A 16493-nucleotide genomic window follows, 5' to 3' on the forward strand; every position below is an offset into this window, starting at 1 on the left:
CGGGCGGTGCAATCGCCGCGTCATTGGCTGCGCGTCCGGGGTCCATGGGATTGCCGGCCCTGGCTCCCCCGAGTGCCTATCCCCGGCCCGCCGCGGAGCCACTTCCCAGGCCTGAAAGCTTCGTCCTAGAGCGGTTTGACTTGCTTTAACGCGCGTCATCGGGCCGAATGTTACCGTTGGTTCCCGCAGTAACGGTTTTTCGTTACCTGCCGGCATCGACTGTTATCCGGTTATACGCCGACACACTGAATACCTCGCGTGATCGATTGACGAGCGCGTGGAGCTGTGCGCGTTTGGCACGATTTCCTGGGGAGGAGCGTGCCTTGGCAGGCGATAACCGACGCAAATTGATCAGTGGCTGATCAGTCATAAAAAGACGCTACGGAGCTGCTCTGGAAAAGCGCTTTCAGCTAATACGAGCGTTTGAACTGGCACCAAGGTTGCACTGCATGGGGCAGTGACGTCAGCCAGTTCAGCGCAATGGCAGGATACCCGAACAAGGTGTCCGCCAGGCCCACCGGAAACGGGCCGGATAGAACAACGACTGTCTGTCAGCGGAGTAGCGATTCAATGCGTATCAAGTCCTTTGAGCCGGCCTTGCGCCTGTTGCCGGCGCAGGCGGGTTATGCCCTGGCCAGCGTGTTACCGCTGCTGGTCACGGTGCCCGTACAGGCGGCGGAGTTCAGCTTCGCCGACAACGAAATCAGCGGCTCGCTCGACACCACGCTGTCCTACGGGCAGCTCTGGCGTGTGCAGGGGCAGAGCAGAAGCAACGACGACGTCAACGTCAACGACGGCAATCGCAATTTCGATACCGGGCTGGTTTCCGAGGTGTTCAAGATCACCTCCGACCTGGAAATGAATTACCAGAACTACGGCCTCTTCGTGCGTGGCACGGCGTTCTATGACACCCGGATCATGGACAAGCGCAACGACTTCAACAGCGGTAACAGGCTCACTCAGCCGAGCCAGAACTTCCCCAACGATGACAGCTTCACTCGCGATACTCGGCACAAGGCCGGACGCGATGCGCAGATTCTCGATGCCTACGTGTATGGCAACTGGGATGTCGCCGAGCGTCCGGTCAGTGCGCGTCTGGGCCGGCAGGTGTTCAACTGGGGCGAGGGCGTGTTCTATCGCGGTGGCGTGAACACCAGCAACCCGGTGGACGGCGCGCGCTTCCGGCTGCCAGGTTCGGAGATCAAGGAAGTGCTGATCCCCGTCGAGGCGGTCAGTTTCAATATCGGCCTGACCGACAACCTGTCGATGGAGACTTTCTACCAGTTCAACTGGAAGGAAACCGCCATTGACCCGGTGGGCAGCTACTTCTCCGAGACCGACCTGTTCGCCGAAGGTGGCAATACCGCCTATTCGCGACAGCCCGCACTGCTCCCGCTGGCAGGCTTGTACAGCGGCCTGGGCGCCACCGGTGGCCTGCAGGGTGGCCGTGACATCGACGCCAACGGTTATATCAAAGTGGCGTCCATCGGCAAGGACATCAACGCCAGGAACGATGGCCAGTTCGGTGTAGCCTTGCGCTATATCGCCGAGCAGTTGAACTCGACCGAGTTCGGTTTCTACTTCGTCAATTACCACGCCAAGGAGCCCACCGCTGCGGCTGATCTGGGTAGCTATCCCGGGCTGAATCTCGCAGCCATCCAGGCGGCCGCCACGCCGGCCATCCAGCAGTCGGTCGCTGCCGCGGTCGGCCTGACGGTGCCCCAACTGCAGGGCGCCATCGCGGCCGATCCTACCGGTGGTCTGGCCAATGCCTACCGCAGTGCGCTGGCCAGTGCCGTGGGCGGTATCGCCACCATCGATGTCGCCAACAGCATCAACGCCCGCCGCGAGTACGTCGAAGATATCCGCATGTACGGTTTCAGCTTCAACACCACACTGGGCGATGCCTCGCTGTTCGGTGAGCTGTCCTACCGGCCGAACCTGCCGATCGGCGTCGCCGCCACCAACGACCTGCTCGGCGATCTGTTGCGTCAGGCACCGCAACTGGTGCAGGGCCAGCAGGTGAATATCGGTGGCCGCGCGCTGCAGCTCGGCGACCAGATTCACAACTACGAGCGCGTCGAGGCCTACAACGCGTCGCTGGGTACCCTCTACAACTTCGGCCCGTCGCTGGGCTTCGATGCCCTGACCGGCGTGGCCGAACTGGCCTCCGAGCACCTGCGCGGCAGCGACCTGCAGTACACCGCATACGATGGCTCGACTCGCTACTACGCCGGGCGTGGCGATTCCTCCTACGCTTTCGGTTATGGCCGCAGTTATCAGGTCAACAAGAACGCCTATGGTTACACCCTGGTGCTGTCCGGCACCTGGAACGACGTCGTGGCCGGGGTCAACCTGTCGCCCTTCGTCGTCTACAAGGATGACTTCGAGGGTAATTCCTACCAGACCGGTAACTTCGTCGAAGGCCGCAAGGCTTATACCCTCGGTATGAAGGCCAATTACATGAACAGCCTGGAAGCCGAGCTGCAGTACACCGAGTTTTCCGGTGGCGGCAACAACAATGCCGTGCGCGACCGCGACAATCTCGGCGTCAACGTCAAATACTCTTTCTGAACACGGGGAAACGGCATGTTCAACATCAAAGGCGTTGCAGTGGCGCTGGTCCTGCTGGCGGTTAACGCCCAGGCGGCTGTTTCGCCTCAGGATGCGGCCAGGCTGGGCACCAGCCTGACGCCGCTGGGCGGCGAGAAGGCCGGCAATGCCGCGGGCAGCATTCCGGCCTGGACAGGCGGTGTCACTCAGGCACCGGCTGGTTATCAAGGCTCGGGCACGCACCATGTCGATCCTTTCGCGGACGACAAACCGCTGTTCACCATCACCAAGGCCAACCTGCAGCAGTACCGGGACCACCTCACGCCCGGGCAGATCGCGCTATTCGAGGCTTACCCGGATACCTACCAGATGCCGGTGTACACCAGTCGCCGTTCCGGTTCGGCGCCGCAGTGGGTCTACGACAATACGGCGAAGAATGCGCTCAGCGCCAAGCTGCTCGACGGCGGCAACGGCTTCGCCGATGCCTACGGTGGCATTCCGTTCCCGATCCCGCAGAGCGGGGTCGAGGCGCTGTGGAACCACATCGCCCGTTACCGCGGCACCTACATCGTGCGGCGTGCCTCGGAAGTGGCGGTGCAGCGCAATGGCGCCTACTCGCTGATCACTTCGCAGCAGGAGGCTATGTTCCGGTTCTACGACCCGAAGGGCAGCTATGCCGACCTGAACAACATCCTCTTCTACTACCTGGCGTTCACCCGCAGCCCGGCGCGCCTGGCCGGTGGCGCGGTGCTGGTCCACGAGACCCTGGATCAGGTCAAGGAGCCGCGCCAGGCCTGGGCTTACAACACCGGTCAGCGTCGCGTGCGCCGTGCACCGAACCTCGCCTATGACACGCCGATCTCAGCTGCCGATGGCCTGCGTACCGCCGACGATACCGACATGTTCAACGGTGCCCCGGACCGCTACGACTGGAAGCTGGTCGGCAAGAAGGAAATCTACATCCCCTACAACAACTACAAGGTCACCAGCCCGCAGGTCACCTACAAGGATCTGCTGCAGGTCGGCCACCTCAATCCCGCCTTCACCCGCCATGAATTGCACCGGGTGTGGGTTGTGGAGGGCACGCTCAAGCCCGGCGCCCGGCACATCTATTCCAGGCGCACCCTGTACCTCGACGAAGACAGTTGGCAGGCCGCCGTGGTCGATCAGTACGATGGTCGGGGTGAATTGTGGCGCGTGTCCCTGGCGTACCTGAAGAACTACTACGAGCTGCCGACGACCTGGTCTGCGCTGGATGTATTCCACGATCTGCAGGCGCGTCGCTACCACGTGCAGAATCTGGATAACGAAGAAGCCAATACCATCGACTTCAGTCAGCCTGCCGTCGATGACGGCTACTTCACGCCGGCGGCGCTGCGCCGCCGCGGGACGCGCTGAGCGACTGACGTCAGCGGCCGTGCGGCCGTCATTCGTGCGGTCGATAAGACGGGCTTTTTCTTACAAAACAGTGGATTTTGGTGACTACCAGGATCTGCAAAGGCCGCTAGCATGAGCGTCGCTGCACAGGCGCTGGCCATAACAAGAAGAAGGGGGAGTTGTGTATGAGTGAGCCCGTTTTGCGGCGTACCAGGGGCGGGAGAACCTTGCAGCCGGCGCTGCAGGCGCTGGCGCTGTGCGCACTGCTGGTGGCCGCCGCGCCGCTCGTGCAGGCGCAAGCCCCCGACGAGGCCGTCACCTATTCGGTGCCCTCGGCAAAGGCCATATCCAGTCTGTTGCTCGATATCGCCCACGCCGGCAAACGCCTGGTCGCGGTCGGCGAGCGCGGCCACATTCTCTATTCCGATAACGAGGGCACCAGCTGGGCGCAGGCCAAGGTGCCCACCCGGCAGATGCTCACCGCGGTGTTCTTCGTCGATGATCAGCACGGCTGGGCGGTCGGTCACGATGCCCTGGTACTGGCCACAACCGATGGCGGCGCCACCTGGAATAAGCAGTTCGAGGACTTGCAGCGCGAGGCACCGTTGCTCGACGTCTGGTTCAAGGACCGGCAACACGGCTTCGCCATCGGCGCCTACGGGGCGCTGCTGCAAACCAGCGATGGTGGCGTCACCTGGGAAGATGTCAGCGACCGTCTCGACAACGAAGACGCCTATCACCTCAACGGCATCGCCGAGGTGAAGGACACCGGCCTGTTCATCGTCGGCGAGATGGGCAGCCTGTTTCGCTCCATCGATGGCGGCGAAACCTGGGAGACCCTTGAAGGGCCCTACCAGGGCTCGCTGTTCGGCGTGCTCGCCAGCGGCGAGCCGCACGGCCTGCTGGTCTATGGCCTGCGTGGGCATCTGTTCCGCTCCGCCGATGGCGGCGACAGCTGGCAGCAAATTGCACTCTCGACTGCCAGTGGCGGCACCCTGGAGTTCGGCCTGGCCAGTGCCGCCTTGCTCGACGACGGCACCATCGTGGTGGTCGGGCATGGCGGCAGCGTGCTCACCAGCAGCGATCATGGCCACAGCTTCAGCGTGTTCAATCGCCCGGATCGGGTATCGCTGGCGGGCGTGACCGCAGGTGCCGATGGCACGCTGATCCTGGTCGGGCAGGGCGGCGTACGCCTGACCTCGTCGACCGGTGCCAATCCAGGCCAACAATGACCAGCTGGGGTAGTGTTCGATGAGTAACCATCACCAAGACAAGGCCAGCCTGCTCGAGCGCCTGATCTTCAACAACCGGCCGGCGGTGATCCTGATCTGCCTGCTGGTCAGCGTGTTTCTGTTCTTCCAGGCCACCCAGGTGCGGCCGTCCACCAGCTTCGAGAAGATGATCCCGCTGAGCCATCCGTTCATCCAGAACATGATGGAGCACCGCAACGACCTGGCCAACCTGGGCAATACCGTGCGGATTTCCGTGGAGGCCAAGGAGGGCGACATCTTCAGCCAGTCGTACATGGAAACGCTGCGCCTGATCAACGACGAAGTGTTCTACATCCCGGGCGTCGACCGTTCGGGGCTGAAGTCGCTGTGGAGCCCCAGCGTGCGCTGGACCGAAGTCACCGAAGAGGGCTTCGCCGGTGGCGAGGTGATTCCGCAGACCTACGATGGCAGCCCGCAGAGCCTCGAGGAACTGCGCGGCAACGTGCTCAAGTCCGGGCAGATCGGTCGCCTGGTGGCCAACAACTTCAAGTCCAGCATCATCGACGTGCCGCTGCTCGAGTCCTACCCGGATCCCGAGGATCAGGGCCGTTTGATCAAGCTCGACTACCAGCAATTTTCCCACCAGTTGGAAGAGAAGATCCGCAGCAAGTACCAGGCGCAGAATCCCGAGGTGCAGGTGCACATCATCGGCTTCGCCAAGAAGGTCGGTGACCTGATCGATGGCCTGGTCATGGTGGCGCTGTTCTTTGGCGTGGCACTGCTGATCACCTTCGTGCTGCTGTACGGGTTCACCTGGTGCATCCGCAGCACCATCGCGGTGCTGATCACCACCCTGGTGGCGGTGGTCTGGCAACTGGGGCTGATGCACTCGGTCGGCTTCGGCCTCGATCCGTATTCCATGCTGGTGCCGTTCCTGATCTTCGCCATCGGTATTTCCCATGGCGTGCAGAAGATCAACGGCATCGCCTTGCAGTCCAGCGGCGCCGACAATGCCCTGACCGCGGCGCGGCTGACCTTCCGGCAGCTGTTCCTGCCAGGGATGATCGCCATCCTCGCCGACGCCGTGGGCTTCATCACCCTGCTGCTGATCGATATCGGGGTGATTCGCGAACTGGCCATCGGCGCCTCCATCGGTGTCGCGGTGATCGTCTTCACCAACCTGATCCTGTTGCCGGTGGCGATCTCCTACATCGGCATCAGCAAGAAGGCCGTGGAGCGCAGCAAGCGCGATGCGGTGAGCGACCATCCGTTCTGGCGGGCGCTGTCGAACTTCGCCAGCGCCAGGGTCGCGCCGCTTTCCGTGCTGCTGGCGCTGGCCGCGGCGCTTGGCGGCTTCTGGTACCAGCACCAGAATCTGCAGGTCGGCGACCTCGATCAGGGCGCGCCGGAACTGCGCCCGGACTCGCGCTACAACCTCGACAACGATTTCGTGATCCGCAACTACTCGACCAGCTCCGACGTGCTGGTGGTGATGGTCAAGACCGCGCCTGAAGGCTGTTCGAGCTACGAGGCCATGGCCGCCATGGACGAACTGATGTGGACGATGGACAACACGCCCGGCGTGCAGTCGGCGATCTCCATGGTCAGCGTGTCGCGGCAGCTGATCAAGGGCATGAACGAGGGCAACCTGAAATGGGAAACCCTGTCGCGCAACCAGGACGTGCTCAACAACTCCATCGCCCGCGCCGACGGCCTGTACAACGCCGACTGCTCCCTGGCACCGGTGCTGGTATTCCTTCAGGATCACAAGGCCGAGACGCTGAAAGGCGCGGTGGCGGCGGTCCAGGCGTTCATCGCCGAGCATCGGTCGGAGAACGTGGAGTTCCTGTTGGCGGCGGGTAACGCCGGCATCGAGGCTGCGACCAATGACGTGATCAGCACCTCGGAGCTGCTGATCCTGGTGCTGGTCTACCTGTGCGTCGGGGTGATGTGCATGATCACCTTCCGCTCCTTCGCGGCGACCCTGTGCATCGTGCTGCCGCTGATCCTCACCTCGATCCTCGGCAACGCCCTGATGGCCTTCCTGGGCATCGGCGTGAAGGTCGCCACCCTGCCGGTGATCGCGCTGGGCGTGGGTATCGGCGTGGACTACGGCATCTACATCTACAGCCGCCTGGAAACCTTCCTGCGGGCTGGCTTGCCGTTGCAGGAAGCCTACTACCAGACCCTGCGCTCCACCGGCAAGGCGGTGCTGTTCACCGGGCTGTGCCTGGCCATCGGCGTGGCCACCTGGATGTTCTCGGCGATCAAGTTCCAGGCCGACATGGGCCTGATGCTGACCTTCATGTTCATCGTCAACATGTTCGGTGCCCTGTGGCTGCTGCCGGCCCTGGCGCACTTCCTGATCAAGCCGGAGAAGCTGGCCGGCAAGCAGGGCGGTTCGTTGCTGGCCCATTGAAACCGATGGCGACATGAAGAAACCGCGGCCTGGCCGCGGTTTTTTTTCCCGCCTTTCTCTGCAGCCACACTTCGGGCCATGCGTGTTTTCTTCAATACGCCTCGGTGGCCACCGGTTAGTTTGCCTCACTCCAAATCAGTGGTGGGCATGCGTGATGAGTCTGTTTCTGTCCATGGCGGCCTTCGCACTGGCCGCATCCATTTCTCCCGGACCGGTCAATCTGGTTTCGCTGAGCACCGGTGCGCGGCACGGATTGCGGGTTGCGTTGCGACATGTCGCTGGCGCGACGCTGGGCTTCACGTTGCTGCTGGTGCTGATCGGCATGGGGCTGCACGAACTGTTGTCACTATTACCCGGGCTGACCGTGGCGATTCAGTGGGCGGGCGTGGCATTTTTGCTGTATCTGGCGTGGCGATTGGCGGCCGACGATGGGTCGCTGCAGGCGGGCGAGGGGGCACCGGTCGCGTCGTTCATGCACGGCGCGCTCATGCAATGGCTGAATCCCAAGGCCTGGCTGGCGGCTATCGCCGGCATGGGGGCCTTCGTTGCCGATGGTGAGGCTTTGCTGGTCTGGCAGTTCGCCGCGATCTACTGTGTGGTGTGTTACCTGTCGCTGGCGTGTTGGGCCTATGCCGGAACCTGCTTGCAGCCGTACCTGCAGGCGCCGCAGCGGGTGCGGGTTTTCAATCGGGTGCTGGCGGGGTTGTTGGTGGCCAGTGCGGGGTATCTGGTGTTGGCGTAAGCCCGTTAAAGCCTATTCACGATCTTTATGCGCATGAAGCGGCAACTACAAGGCATTCCTGCACAGGGTGGACAACGCTCTTTTTGTCCACCATTACGATCGCAGAGCGATGGACGGGTCGGGCCGCGTAGGTGAAGCGTCGCCCACCCTACAAAAGGCCGCTCCCGCCACTTAGCTGCCGAAATCGATGAACCTGGGCTGAAAGATTATGAACAGGTTCTTAGAGCGCCAGAGAACCGGAACTCGGCATTGGGCCGGGTATGGCGTGGTTGTCCCTAGCCGCGATACTGGCCGGGGGTGGCAGCGAGGAACTGTTTGAAGGTGCGCTGGAAGTGCGCCTGGTCGGCGAAGCCGGCCTCCAGAGCCACGTCGGCCAGTGGCGCACCGCTCTTCAGGCGGTAGTGGGCGAACTGGATGCGGCGGTTGAGCAGGTAGGCGTGGGGCGTCATGCCGTAACGTTGCTTGAAGCCGCGAATCAGCTGCGACGGTGACAGCTGCGCGGCTTCGCACAGGGTGTCGAGCCTGAGCGGTTCGCCGCAATGCTGGTGGATCAGGCGGGCGGCCTGTTCCAGACGCGAGTTGATACGCTCGTCGCTGTCGCCTTCCAGCGCCAGGCGTTGCAGGGCAAGGCTGAAGAAAGCCGTTGCGCGGGCGGCCTTGTCGTTCGGGGCAAGGGCAGGGTCGAGCAGGGTCTCACGCAGTTGCAGCACGTTCTGATACAGCCCTGCATCGTCACTGGCGATGCAGGCGAAGCGCTGGAAGACCGGCGTATCGGTCAGCCCCTGCGCCTGCTGCAGGCGGCCCAGCCACTGTGGGTCGACATACAGCATCAGGTACGACCAGGGTTGCCCGTCGATGGGGTTGCAGGCATGCACGTCGCCGGGATTCATCAATACCACGGTGCCCTGGCTGACGTGACGGTCCACATCACGATTGCTGTAGGTGCTCTGCCCACGGGTGATTGCACCGATGGAGAAGATCTCGTGGCTGTGCCGGCCATAGCAGACCTGGCGGCCATCTTCGATCGAGCGCAGCTCGACGAAGGGCAGGGCGTCATCGCGCCAGAAGCTGGGAAGCGTGGAGACTGGCTGCTCGGTCATCGGTCTTTCCTGTTCAGCGCGGATAAAGAGGCGGCAGTTGAGTGGTTTCCTGGCCGTTTTCCTGGGCTTTTTCCGCCGCTGGCAGCTCGCCGATGGCCTGCCACAACTGGGTGCCTTGCCAGTGCTGGCCGCTTTCGCTGTACAGCGCGCCGTTGAGGCCGTCGAGGGCCTCGGACAGCGGTGCGAAACGGGCCGCCATATCGGCCAGGGTTTCCGGTTGCTGGCGCGCCCAGGCATCGAGGGCCTGGCGGGTGGCCTGGCTGTCGTTGGCCAGGCAGGCGCGCCTGAGGTCGTCGAGCAGGGTGCGTGGGCTCGGGCCACTCTGCGCCGCGCGCTGGATGGCGGGCTGGCGCCGTGCGTGCCACCACAGGCCGAAACCGAGCACGCTGGTCAGGGCGAACAGCACGCTGCTCAGCTGCCACGGCCACAGACGTGCTTCGTCGACCGCGATGCCGCGTGGCGGTGGTTCAACCGCCTGCTCCACGCTCATGGCCGGGTCCGCTGCCACTTCCAGGCTGCGTCCCGGCAGGCTGCTGCGTTCCAGGCGGTCCTCATGGGTGTTCCACCACACCACCTCGACTGCCGGCAGTTGCAGGGTGCCGGCCTTGCTGGCCACCAGGGCTTCGCGCTCCTCACGGCTGCCGATCAGGCCGCGCTCGCTGCGTTCGTTGTTGAGCTGCGGTTGGTCCGGGTAGCGGCGCAGGCCGTCCACCGTGGTCGCGGGCAGTGGTGGCAGTTGCGCACTGGACAGGCCATCGGCCTTGAGCATCAGGCTACGGGTCAGCGAGTCGCCGACCTTGAGCTGCCCCGGCTCCGGGCTCCAGCCCTCGGCCAGGCTCAGGGCACGGGCCGGCAGCCACGGTGCGTCTGCCGGGTAATCAGCAGGCTTGGCCTTGACCGTCAACGGGATTTCCGGCGATTTGACCCGCGTGACCTTGCCGGGGCGCGGCCCGAAGGGCAGGTAGTCGTTTTTGCTGGCGCGTTCGGCCAGGGTGGCGCTGAACACCTGGCCAGGGATCGTCAACTCGCCGCTCTTCTGCGGGAAGATGGCGTAGCGCAATTCGATCACACCGTGGCGGAGCCCACCGATATCCTGCTCGTAGGTGCGCGGCTCGCCCAAGGACTCGACCCGCGCATCGGCGATTTCCAGCGGCGTCAGGCTGCTGTCGTCGTACAGCGACACGGAATGGTAGATACGCAGGGTCAGCACGCTCTGCGCCTGCACGTAGACGCTTTCCTGATCCAGGCTGGCATCGATGAACACAGGCGCCATCTGCTCGTTCGCCTCCTGGGCGGTCGACTCGAGAACATGCAGGCTGATCGGCTGGCTCTGAGAATCGCCCAGGCGCAGCGGTGGCACCACCACGTAGCCGCTGTGGCGCGGTCGCAGGGTGACCATCCAGCGCGTGGTGGCGCGGGCTTCGCCACCCAGGGTGGTGAGGCGATTGACCTGGCGGGTGCCAAGCACGTCGAACAGTTCGTCGAGCGGCGTCAGGTCGGGCTTGCCGAACTGCGTGGAGTCCATGGATTCCAGGGTCAGGTCGACACTTTCACCCAGGTTCAGCCGGCTGCGGTCGACGCTGGCGACAAGGTCCTGCGCGCCGGCCTGAAACGCCAGCAGGCAAAAGAGCAGGGTGCAGAGCAGGCGGGTCATCGTGGCGGTTCCTGACGCTGTTGCTGTTCGTACCAGAATTTGCGACGCAGCAGTTCGCCCGGGTCATCGGGAATCTGCCGCAGCCATTGTTCCAGAGCCTGGCGACGCTCACCATCGAGCGGCTCATCGACTTCCGAGCTGCGCGTATCGGCGGGTGGCGAGGCCGGCCGTTCAGCGCTCTCACCTGTTTCCGAGGGCTGGCCCGGCGAGGTTTTCGCATTGCCCGGCGGCTGTTGCGCCTGCGACGTGCCGGGCTCGCCCTGGCTGGCCTCCCGCGCGTCCGGGGTGGGGGCTGCAGATTGACCGGGTTGCTGTTGTTCGTCGTTTTCCTCGCGCGTTTTACCGTCCGGCTGATCCTTCGGCTGGCTTTGCTGCTGTTCGCGCTGGCGCAGCAGTTCTTCCACCAGGGCCTTGTTCTGCTCGGCCTGGAGCAGTTGCGGGTCGATTTCCAGGGCGCGCTCGTAAGCGTCTACGGCGGCCTCCAGTTCGTTGCTGCGGGCCAGGGCGTTGCCGCGGTTGTACAGGGAGGCGGCACTGTCGTTCAGGGCGAATTGCTCGGCTGCGGCGGCGTAGTCTCCGGCTTCGTAGAGTGCCAGGCCACGCCACTGCGGGTCATCGAAACGCTCTGCGGCCTCCTTGGGGCGCTGTGCATCGAGCAGGCGCTGGCCCTGCTGATCGGCACGCAGCCAGAGGTCATCTAAGCTGAACGCCAGGCTCGTCTGCGGGGTGCCCAGCAACAGCAGCGGCAGGCACAGCAGCCAGCCGCGGCGTCCGGCACAGGCCGCCAGCAGCAACAGTGGCAGCAACAGCCAGTACCCCTGGTCGGCCCAACTGCGCAGCTGCGTCTTGTGGCCGTCGTCGCGCACCTGCTGTGGGCCATCGAGCAGGCCAAGGGCGCGCACGTCACGCTCGTCGAGGCTGATGCTACGGTACTGGGCGCCCAGGTCGCGGGCGAACCGGCTCAGCCCGGCGGCATCCAGGCGCGGCATGAGGATGGCGCCCTGATCGTCCTTCATGAAGGTGCCGTCCTCCTGGATGATCGGCGCGCCCTCGCTGCTGCCCACACCGAGAATGCGCAGGCGCTCGCCACGGCTGCCGAGCAGCTTGCCGATGGCGCTGCGTTCGCTGTCATCCAGGCTGCTGGTGATCAGCAACAGGCGGCCCTGACCCTGAGCGCCGTCCTTGAGCAATTGCAGGGCCTTGGCCACCGCCAGGTCGGCGCGCGCACCCGGCTCCGGCATGATCGACGGCTTGAGCGCCTCGAGCAGGTTGCGGCTGGTGCCCAGGTCGTCCGACAGCGGCACCAGGGTGTGGGCGCTGCCGGCATACACCACGATGGCGGTCTGCGCATCGCCGCGGGCCTGCAACAGGTCGAGCAGTTTGCGCCGCGCCTGGGCCAGGCGATTGGGCGAGGCGTCGCTGGCCAGCATCTGCGGGGTCAGCTCGAGCACCACCACCAGCGGATCCGCCGGCTTCAGGTCGTTCTGCTCCACCCGCTGCCAACTGGGCCCGAGCAGCGCCAGGATGGCCAGCAGCCAGGCCAGGCCGAGGGCGATCCACGGCAGGCGGCTGCTGCGGCCCCGGCCGCCACGCAGCAGCACGGCATGGAAGGCGGGCGGCAACAGCGCCTGCCAGCGGCCGCTGCGTTTCTCGCGATGGGTGAGCAGCCACAGCAGCCAGGCTGTCAGTGGCAGCAGCAACAGCCACCAGGGGCGCAACAGGTGGGGCCACAGGCCGTTGAGTTCGCTCATGGTGCCTTGCGCCCCAGCCGCTGCAGGAGGGTGAGCCGCTGCTGGCGCAGCTGCGGCCACAGGCCGCGAGTCACCAGCACCAGGCTGAGCAGCACGGCCGCTGCCAGGGGCCAGGCATAGAGCGCCAGGGCAGGGCGCGCCAGGGTCGGTTGTTGGGCTACCGGTTCGAGGCGATCGAGGGTCGCTTCGATGGCTTGCAGTTCGTGCTGATCGCGGGCACGGAAATAGTCGCCGCCGGTGAGCTCGGCGATCGCGCGCAGGGTCGGTTCGTCCAGGTCCAGGCTCGGGTTGAAACCGAAGGCCGCGAAGTTGCCACCTTGCTGCGGGTCGGCGCCGATGCCGATGGGGTAGATGGTCACGCCTTCTTCGGCGGCCAGGCGGGCGGCGGTCATCGGCTCGATTTCGCCGCCGTTGTTGGCACCGTCGGTGATCAGTACCAGCACGCGGCTGTGTGCCGGCCGCTGGCGCAGACGCTTCACCGCCAGGCCGATGGCATCGCCGATGGCGGTATTCTTGCCGGCGATGCCGATCACCGCTTCGTCGAGCCAGGTGCGCACGGTCTGCCGGTCGAAGGTCAGCGGCGCCTGCAGGTAGGCCTGGCTGCCGAACAGGATCAGCCCGAGTCGATCACCGCTGCGCCCCTCGATGAACTCGCCGATCAAGTGCTTGACCAGCGTCAGGCGGCTGACCTCCTCGTCGTCCCAGCGCATGTCGGCGTAATCCATGGAGCCGGATACGTCCACGGCGATCAGCAGATCGCGCCCGCTGGCCGGTAGTGGCAGAGGCTCGCCGACCCATTGCGGGCGTGCCGCGGCGCACAGCAGCAGTAACCAGAGCAGGGCGAAATGCACCTGTTTCTTCCACGGCGGAAGCTGCAGGCGGGCGCGGCGCCCGGACAGGTTTTCCAGCTCATCGAGAAAGCTCACCTGCAACGCTGCCTCGCCGCTGTCGGCTGGCGGCAGCCACAGGCGCAGCAGCCAGGGCAGCGGCGCGAGCAGGAATATCCATGGCCAGGCGAGCTCAAACATGCTTGCGGATCCAGATGGCGACGGCCCCGTTGAGGCCCTCGATGGCCTTGTCGTCCAGATTGCAGTGCGGCTTGTAGGCGCCTTCCACGAGGATCATCCAGCGGGTCAGGCCGGCGGCCGGGCAGCGGTTGTCGAGAAACGCCAGCCAGGCACGGCTGCTCAGGGTATGGCTGTGGCTGTCCGGGTAACGTTCGCGGCACAGGCGTTTGAGCAGGCCGTTGATCTGCTGCAGCCAGGGCCCGGCCGGGATGCCGTCATAGGGTTTGCCGAGGCGTTGCAGCTCCTGCAGGGCCGCTTCGCGCAGCGGGTCGAGGGGCTGTTCGGCGGCCGGCTTGCGCTGCGTTCCGGGCAACCGCCTGAACAGCCGCCAGGCCACTACGCTGAGCACCGGCAGGAGCATCGCCAGCAGCCACCAGCCCGGTGCGGGCGGCCACCAGCCAACGGCGGCCGGGGCGATCAGCGGTTGCAGTTGATCGAGCGGGTTCATGCCGATTTACCGGGGCGCAGGTTGTTCAAGTGTTCACGCAGTTGTTCGACCAGCTCCTGGGCGGTGGACAGCGACAGCAGCGGCACGCCGAGTTTCTGCGCCAGGCGTTGCCAGCGCGCCTGGCGGGCCTGCGCCTGGGCGGCGTAGCGGTGCTGCAGGCTGGCGTCCTCGGTGTCCACTTCCAGCTGGGCGCCGCCATCGGCGAAACGCAGCAGGCCGGATGCCGGCAGGGCATGATCGAGGGGGTCGGAGACCGGCAGCAGCAACAGGTCGGTGTGCCTGGCGAGCAGGATCAACTGTTGTTCGCTGCTGTCGCTCAGGGTGCGCTGGTCGCAGAGGATCACCACCAGGCTGCCGGGGCGCAGCACTTCGCGGGCGCGGCGCAGGGCCTGACCGAAGCTGTCCCGATAGACCGGAGCATCACCGTGTAGTGCCTGGTTGGCGCGGGCCAGGCGGCTGAGCAGTTGCAGCAGGCTCTGCTTGCTGCGCCGTGGTTTGATTTCGTGGTGGTCCTGGGCGCCGAATACCAGGCCACCGATACGGTCGTTATGGCCCAGTGCGGCCCAGCCGATCAGCCCGGCGGCGCGGGCGGCGAGCACCGATTTGAACATCAGGCCGGAGCCGAAGAACAGTTGTCGGCTCTGCTCCACGAGTACGTAGACCGGCCGCTCGCGTTCTTCGTGGAACAGTTTGGTATGCGGTTCCTGGGTGCGCGCGGTGACGCGCCAGTCGATGGTGCGTACATCGTCACCGGGCTGGTAGACCCGTACCTGGTCGAAGTCAACGCCGCGTCCGCGCAGCTTCGAATGGTGCAGGCCAATCAGCGGGCTGCGCCTGCCCGGCGTGGAGAACAGCGGTACTTCGCGAACGTGGTGACGCATGTCGATGAGTTGCTTGAGATCGGTACGGATGCCCGCCTGCAGCTCGGAGTCATCCGTCTGCGCTTGCATCAGGCTACCGCGACCACGTCGAGGATGCGCTGGATCACGCGATCCTGATCGATACCCGAGGCCTCCGCCTCGAACGACAGGATGATGCGGTGGCGCAGCACGTCGAACAGCACCGCCTGGATGTCTTCCGGGCTGACGAAGTCGCGGCCGGCCAGCCAGGCATGGGCACGCGCACAGCGATCCATGGCGATGGAACCGCGCGGGCTGGAGCCGTGGGCGATCCACTCGGCCAGCTCGGCATCGAACTTGCCCGGCGTGCGCGAGGCCATCACCAGTTGCACCAGGTATTCCTCCACCGCGTCGGCCATGTACAGGCCGAGGATTTCCTTGCGTGCCGCGAAGATCGCCTGCTGGCTGAGGCGGTGGTCGGGCTTGGTTTCACCGTGCAGCGCCTCGCCGCGGGCCTGGGCGAGGATCTTGCGTTCCACGTTGGCATCGGGGAAGCCGATCTTCACGTGCATCAGGAAACGGTCGAGCTGCGCCTCGGGAAGCGGGTAGGTGCCTTCCTGCTCGATGGGGTTCTGGGTGGCCATGACCAGAAACAGCGGTGACAGGTCGTAGGTGCTGCGGCCTACCGACACCTGGCGCTCGGCCATGGCTTCGAGCAGTGCCGACTGCACCTTGGCTGGCGCCCGGTTGATCTCGTCGGCGAGCACCAGGTTGTGGAAGATCGGCCCCTGCTGGAACACGAAGCTGCCGGTTTCCGGGCGATAGATCTCGGTGCCGGTGATGTCGGCGGGCAACAGATCGGGGGTGAACTGGATACGGTGGAACTCGGCCTCGATGCCTTCTGCCAGTTCCTTGATCGCCTTGGTCTTGGCCAGGCCGGGAGCCCCCTCGACCAGCATGTGGCCGTCGGCGAGGAGGGCGATCAGCAGCCGGTCGATGAGCTTTTCCTGGCCGAGGATCTGGCTGGCCAGGAAGTGGCGAAGGGCGAGCAGCGCGTCTCTGTGTTCCATAGGTTTTCCAGGCTGGAAAGCGCGAGCGACGACCCCGCTCGTCAGGGCCGACCATGATAATCGAAGGCAGGGGGGTTAGGCCATGGAGGACGATAGGGTGCAAGGGCTGTCGCCGTCCGGCGTTTCGCCACTCGACCCGGGTATCCCGGCGCTGGTCGGCGCCAGTGGCGTTCAGCGTCTAGACTCGATGGCGTGCCAGGCGCTTGAAGGAGGTATTCCTGGCCCACCGCAAGGCCGTCATCGGCATCCGCCCGCTCCGCGC

12 protein-coding genes are annotated in these 16493 nt (G+C 64.9%); 5 read left to right on the forward strand and 7 right to left on the reverse strand.

Annotated features, from left to right (window positions below):
• The first annotated feature begins 570 nt into the window (after positions 1-570).
• The 5 genes from BLR94_RS07225 to BLR94_RS07245 all read left to right on the forward strand — a co-directional run bounded on the left by BLR94_RS07225 (position 571) and on the right by BLR94_RS07245 (position 8302).
• Positions 571-2574, forward strand: a complete 2004-nt coding sequence (locus BLR94_RS07225) for a DUF1302 domain-containing protein (protein ID WP_084304075.1) — start codon at positions 571-573, stop codon at positions 2572-2574.
• Positions 2575-2589: 15 nt separating this feature from the next.
• Positions 2590-3951 (forward strand): DUF1329 domain-containing protein, encoded by a 1362-nt coding sequence (locus BLR94_RS07230; RefSeq protein WP_084304076.1) that lies wholly within the window; start codon positions 2590-2592, stop codon positions 3949-3951.
• Positions 3952-4115: 164 nt separating this feature from the next.
• Positions 4116-5162 carry a WD40/YVTN/BNR-like repeat-containing protein gene (locus tag BLR94_RS07235; RefSeq protein WP_084304077.1) on the forward strand — a complete coding sequence of 349 codons (1047 nt, stop codon included), beginning with the start codon at positions 4116-4118 and terminating at the stop codon, positions 5160-5162.
• 19 nt (positions 5163-5181) lie between these two features.
• Positions 5182-7560: an efflux RND transporter permease subunit gene (locus BLR94_RS07240; RefSeq protein WP_084304078.1), complete on the forward strand. Its 2379-nt coding sequence runs from the start codon at positions 5182-5184 to the stop codon at positions 7558-7560.
• 154 nt (positions 7561-7714) lie between these two features.
• A complete protein-coding gene (locus BLR94_RS07245) occupies positions 7715-8302 on the forward strand; it encodes a LysE family translocator (protein ID WP_084304079.1) in 588 nt (195 codons plus the stop codon).
• A gap of 275 nt (positions 8303-8577) precedes the next feature.
• Here BLR94_RS07245 and BLR94_RS07250 read toward each other — a convergent pair whose 3' ends face one another.
• The 7 genes from BLR94_RS07250 to BLR94_RS07280 are packed head-to-tail and all read right to left on the reverse strand — an operon-like array spanning position 8578 to position 16231.
• Positions 8578-9402 (reverse strand): helix-turn-helix domain-containing protein, encoded by an 825-nt coding sequence (locus BLR94_RS07250; RefSeq protein WP_084304080.1) that lies wholly within the window; start codon positions 9400-9402, stop codon positions 8578-8580.
• A gap of 13 nt (positions 9403-9415) precedes the next feature.
• A complete protein-coding gene (locus BLR94_RS07255; protein ID WP_084304081.1) occupies positions 9416-11056 on the reverse strand; it encodes a BatD family protein in 1641 nt (546 codons plus the stop codon).
• Entirely contained in the window at positions 11053-12807 is a 1755-nt protein-coding gene (locus BLR94_RS07260; protein WP_084304082.1) for a VWA domain-containing protein, read from the reverse strand. Before BLR94_RS07260 ends, BLR94_RS07255 begins: the two co-directional genes overlap by 4 nt.
• Positions 12804-13835 (reverse strand): vWA domain-containing protein, encoded by a 1032-nt coding sequence (locus BLR94_RS07265; protein WP_084304083.1) that lies wholly within the window; start codon positions 13833-13835, stop codon positions 12804-12806. Before BLR94_RS07265 ends, BLR94_RS07260 begins: the two co-directional genes overlap by 4 nt.
• Positions 13828-14322 carry a DUF4381 domain-containing protein gene (locus BLR94_RS07270; protein ID WP_084304084.1) on the reverse strand — a complete coding sequence of 165 codons (495 nt, stop codon included), beginning with the start codon at positions 14320-14322 and terminating at the stop codon, positions 13828-13830. Before BLR94_RS07270 ends, BLR94_RS07265 begins: the two co-directional genes overlap by 8 nt.
• Entirely contained in the window at positions 14319-15272 is a 954-nt protein-coding gene (locus tag BLR94_RS07275; RefSeq protein WP_084304085.1) for a DUF58 domain-containing protein, read from the reverse strand. The genes BLR94_RS07270 and BLR94_RS07275 overlap by 4 nt, the downstream gene beginning before the upstream one ends.
• On the reverse strand, positions 15272-16231 hold the full coding sequence (locus BLR94_RS07280; RefSeq protein WP_084304086.1) for an AAA family ATPase: 960 nt from the start codon (positions 16229-16231) through the stop codon (positions 15272-15274). The genes BLR94_RS07275 and BLR94_RS07280 overlap by 1 nt, the downstream gene beginning before the upstream one ends.
• Positions 16232-16493: the final 262 nt, after the last annotated feature.

The organism is Phytopseudomonas flavescens, assembly GCF_900100535.1.
GTDB lineage: Bacteria > Pseudomonadota > Gammaproteobacteria > Pseudomonadales > Pseudomonadaceae > Aquipseudomonas > Aquipseudomonas flavescens.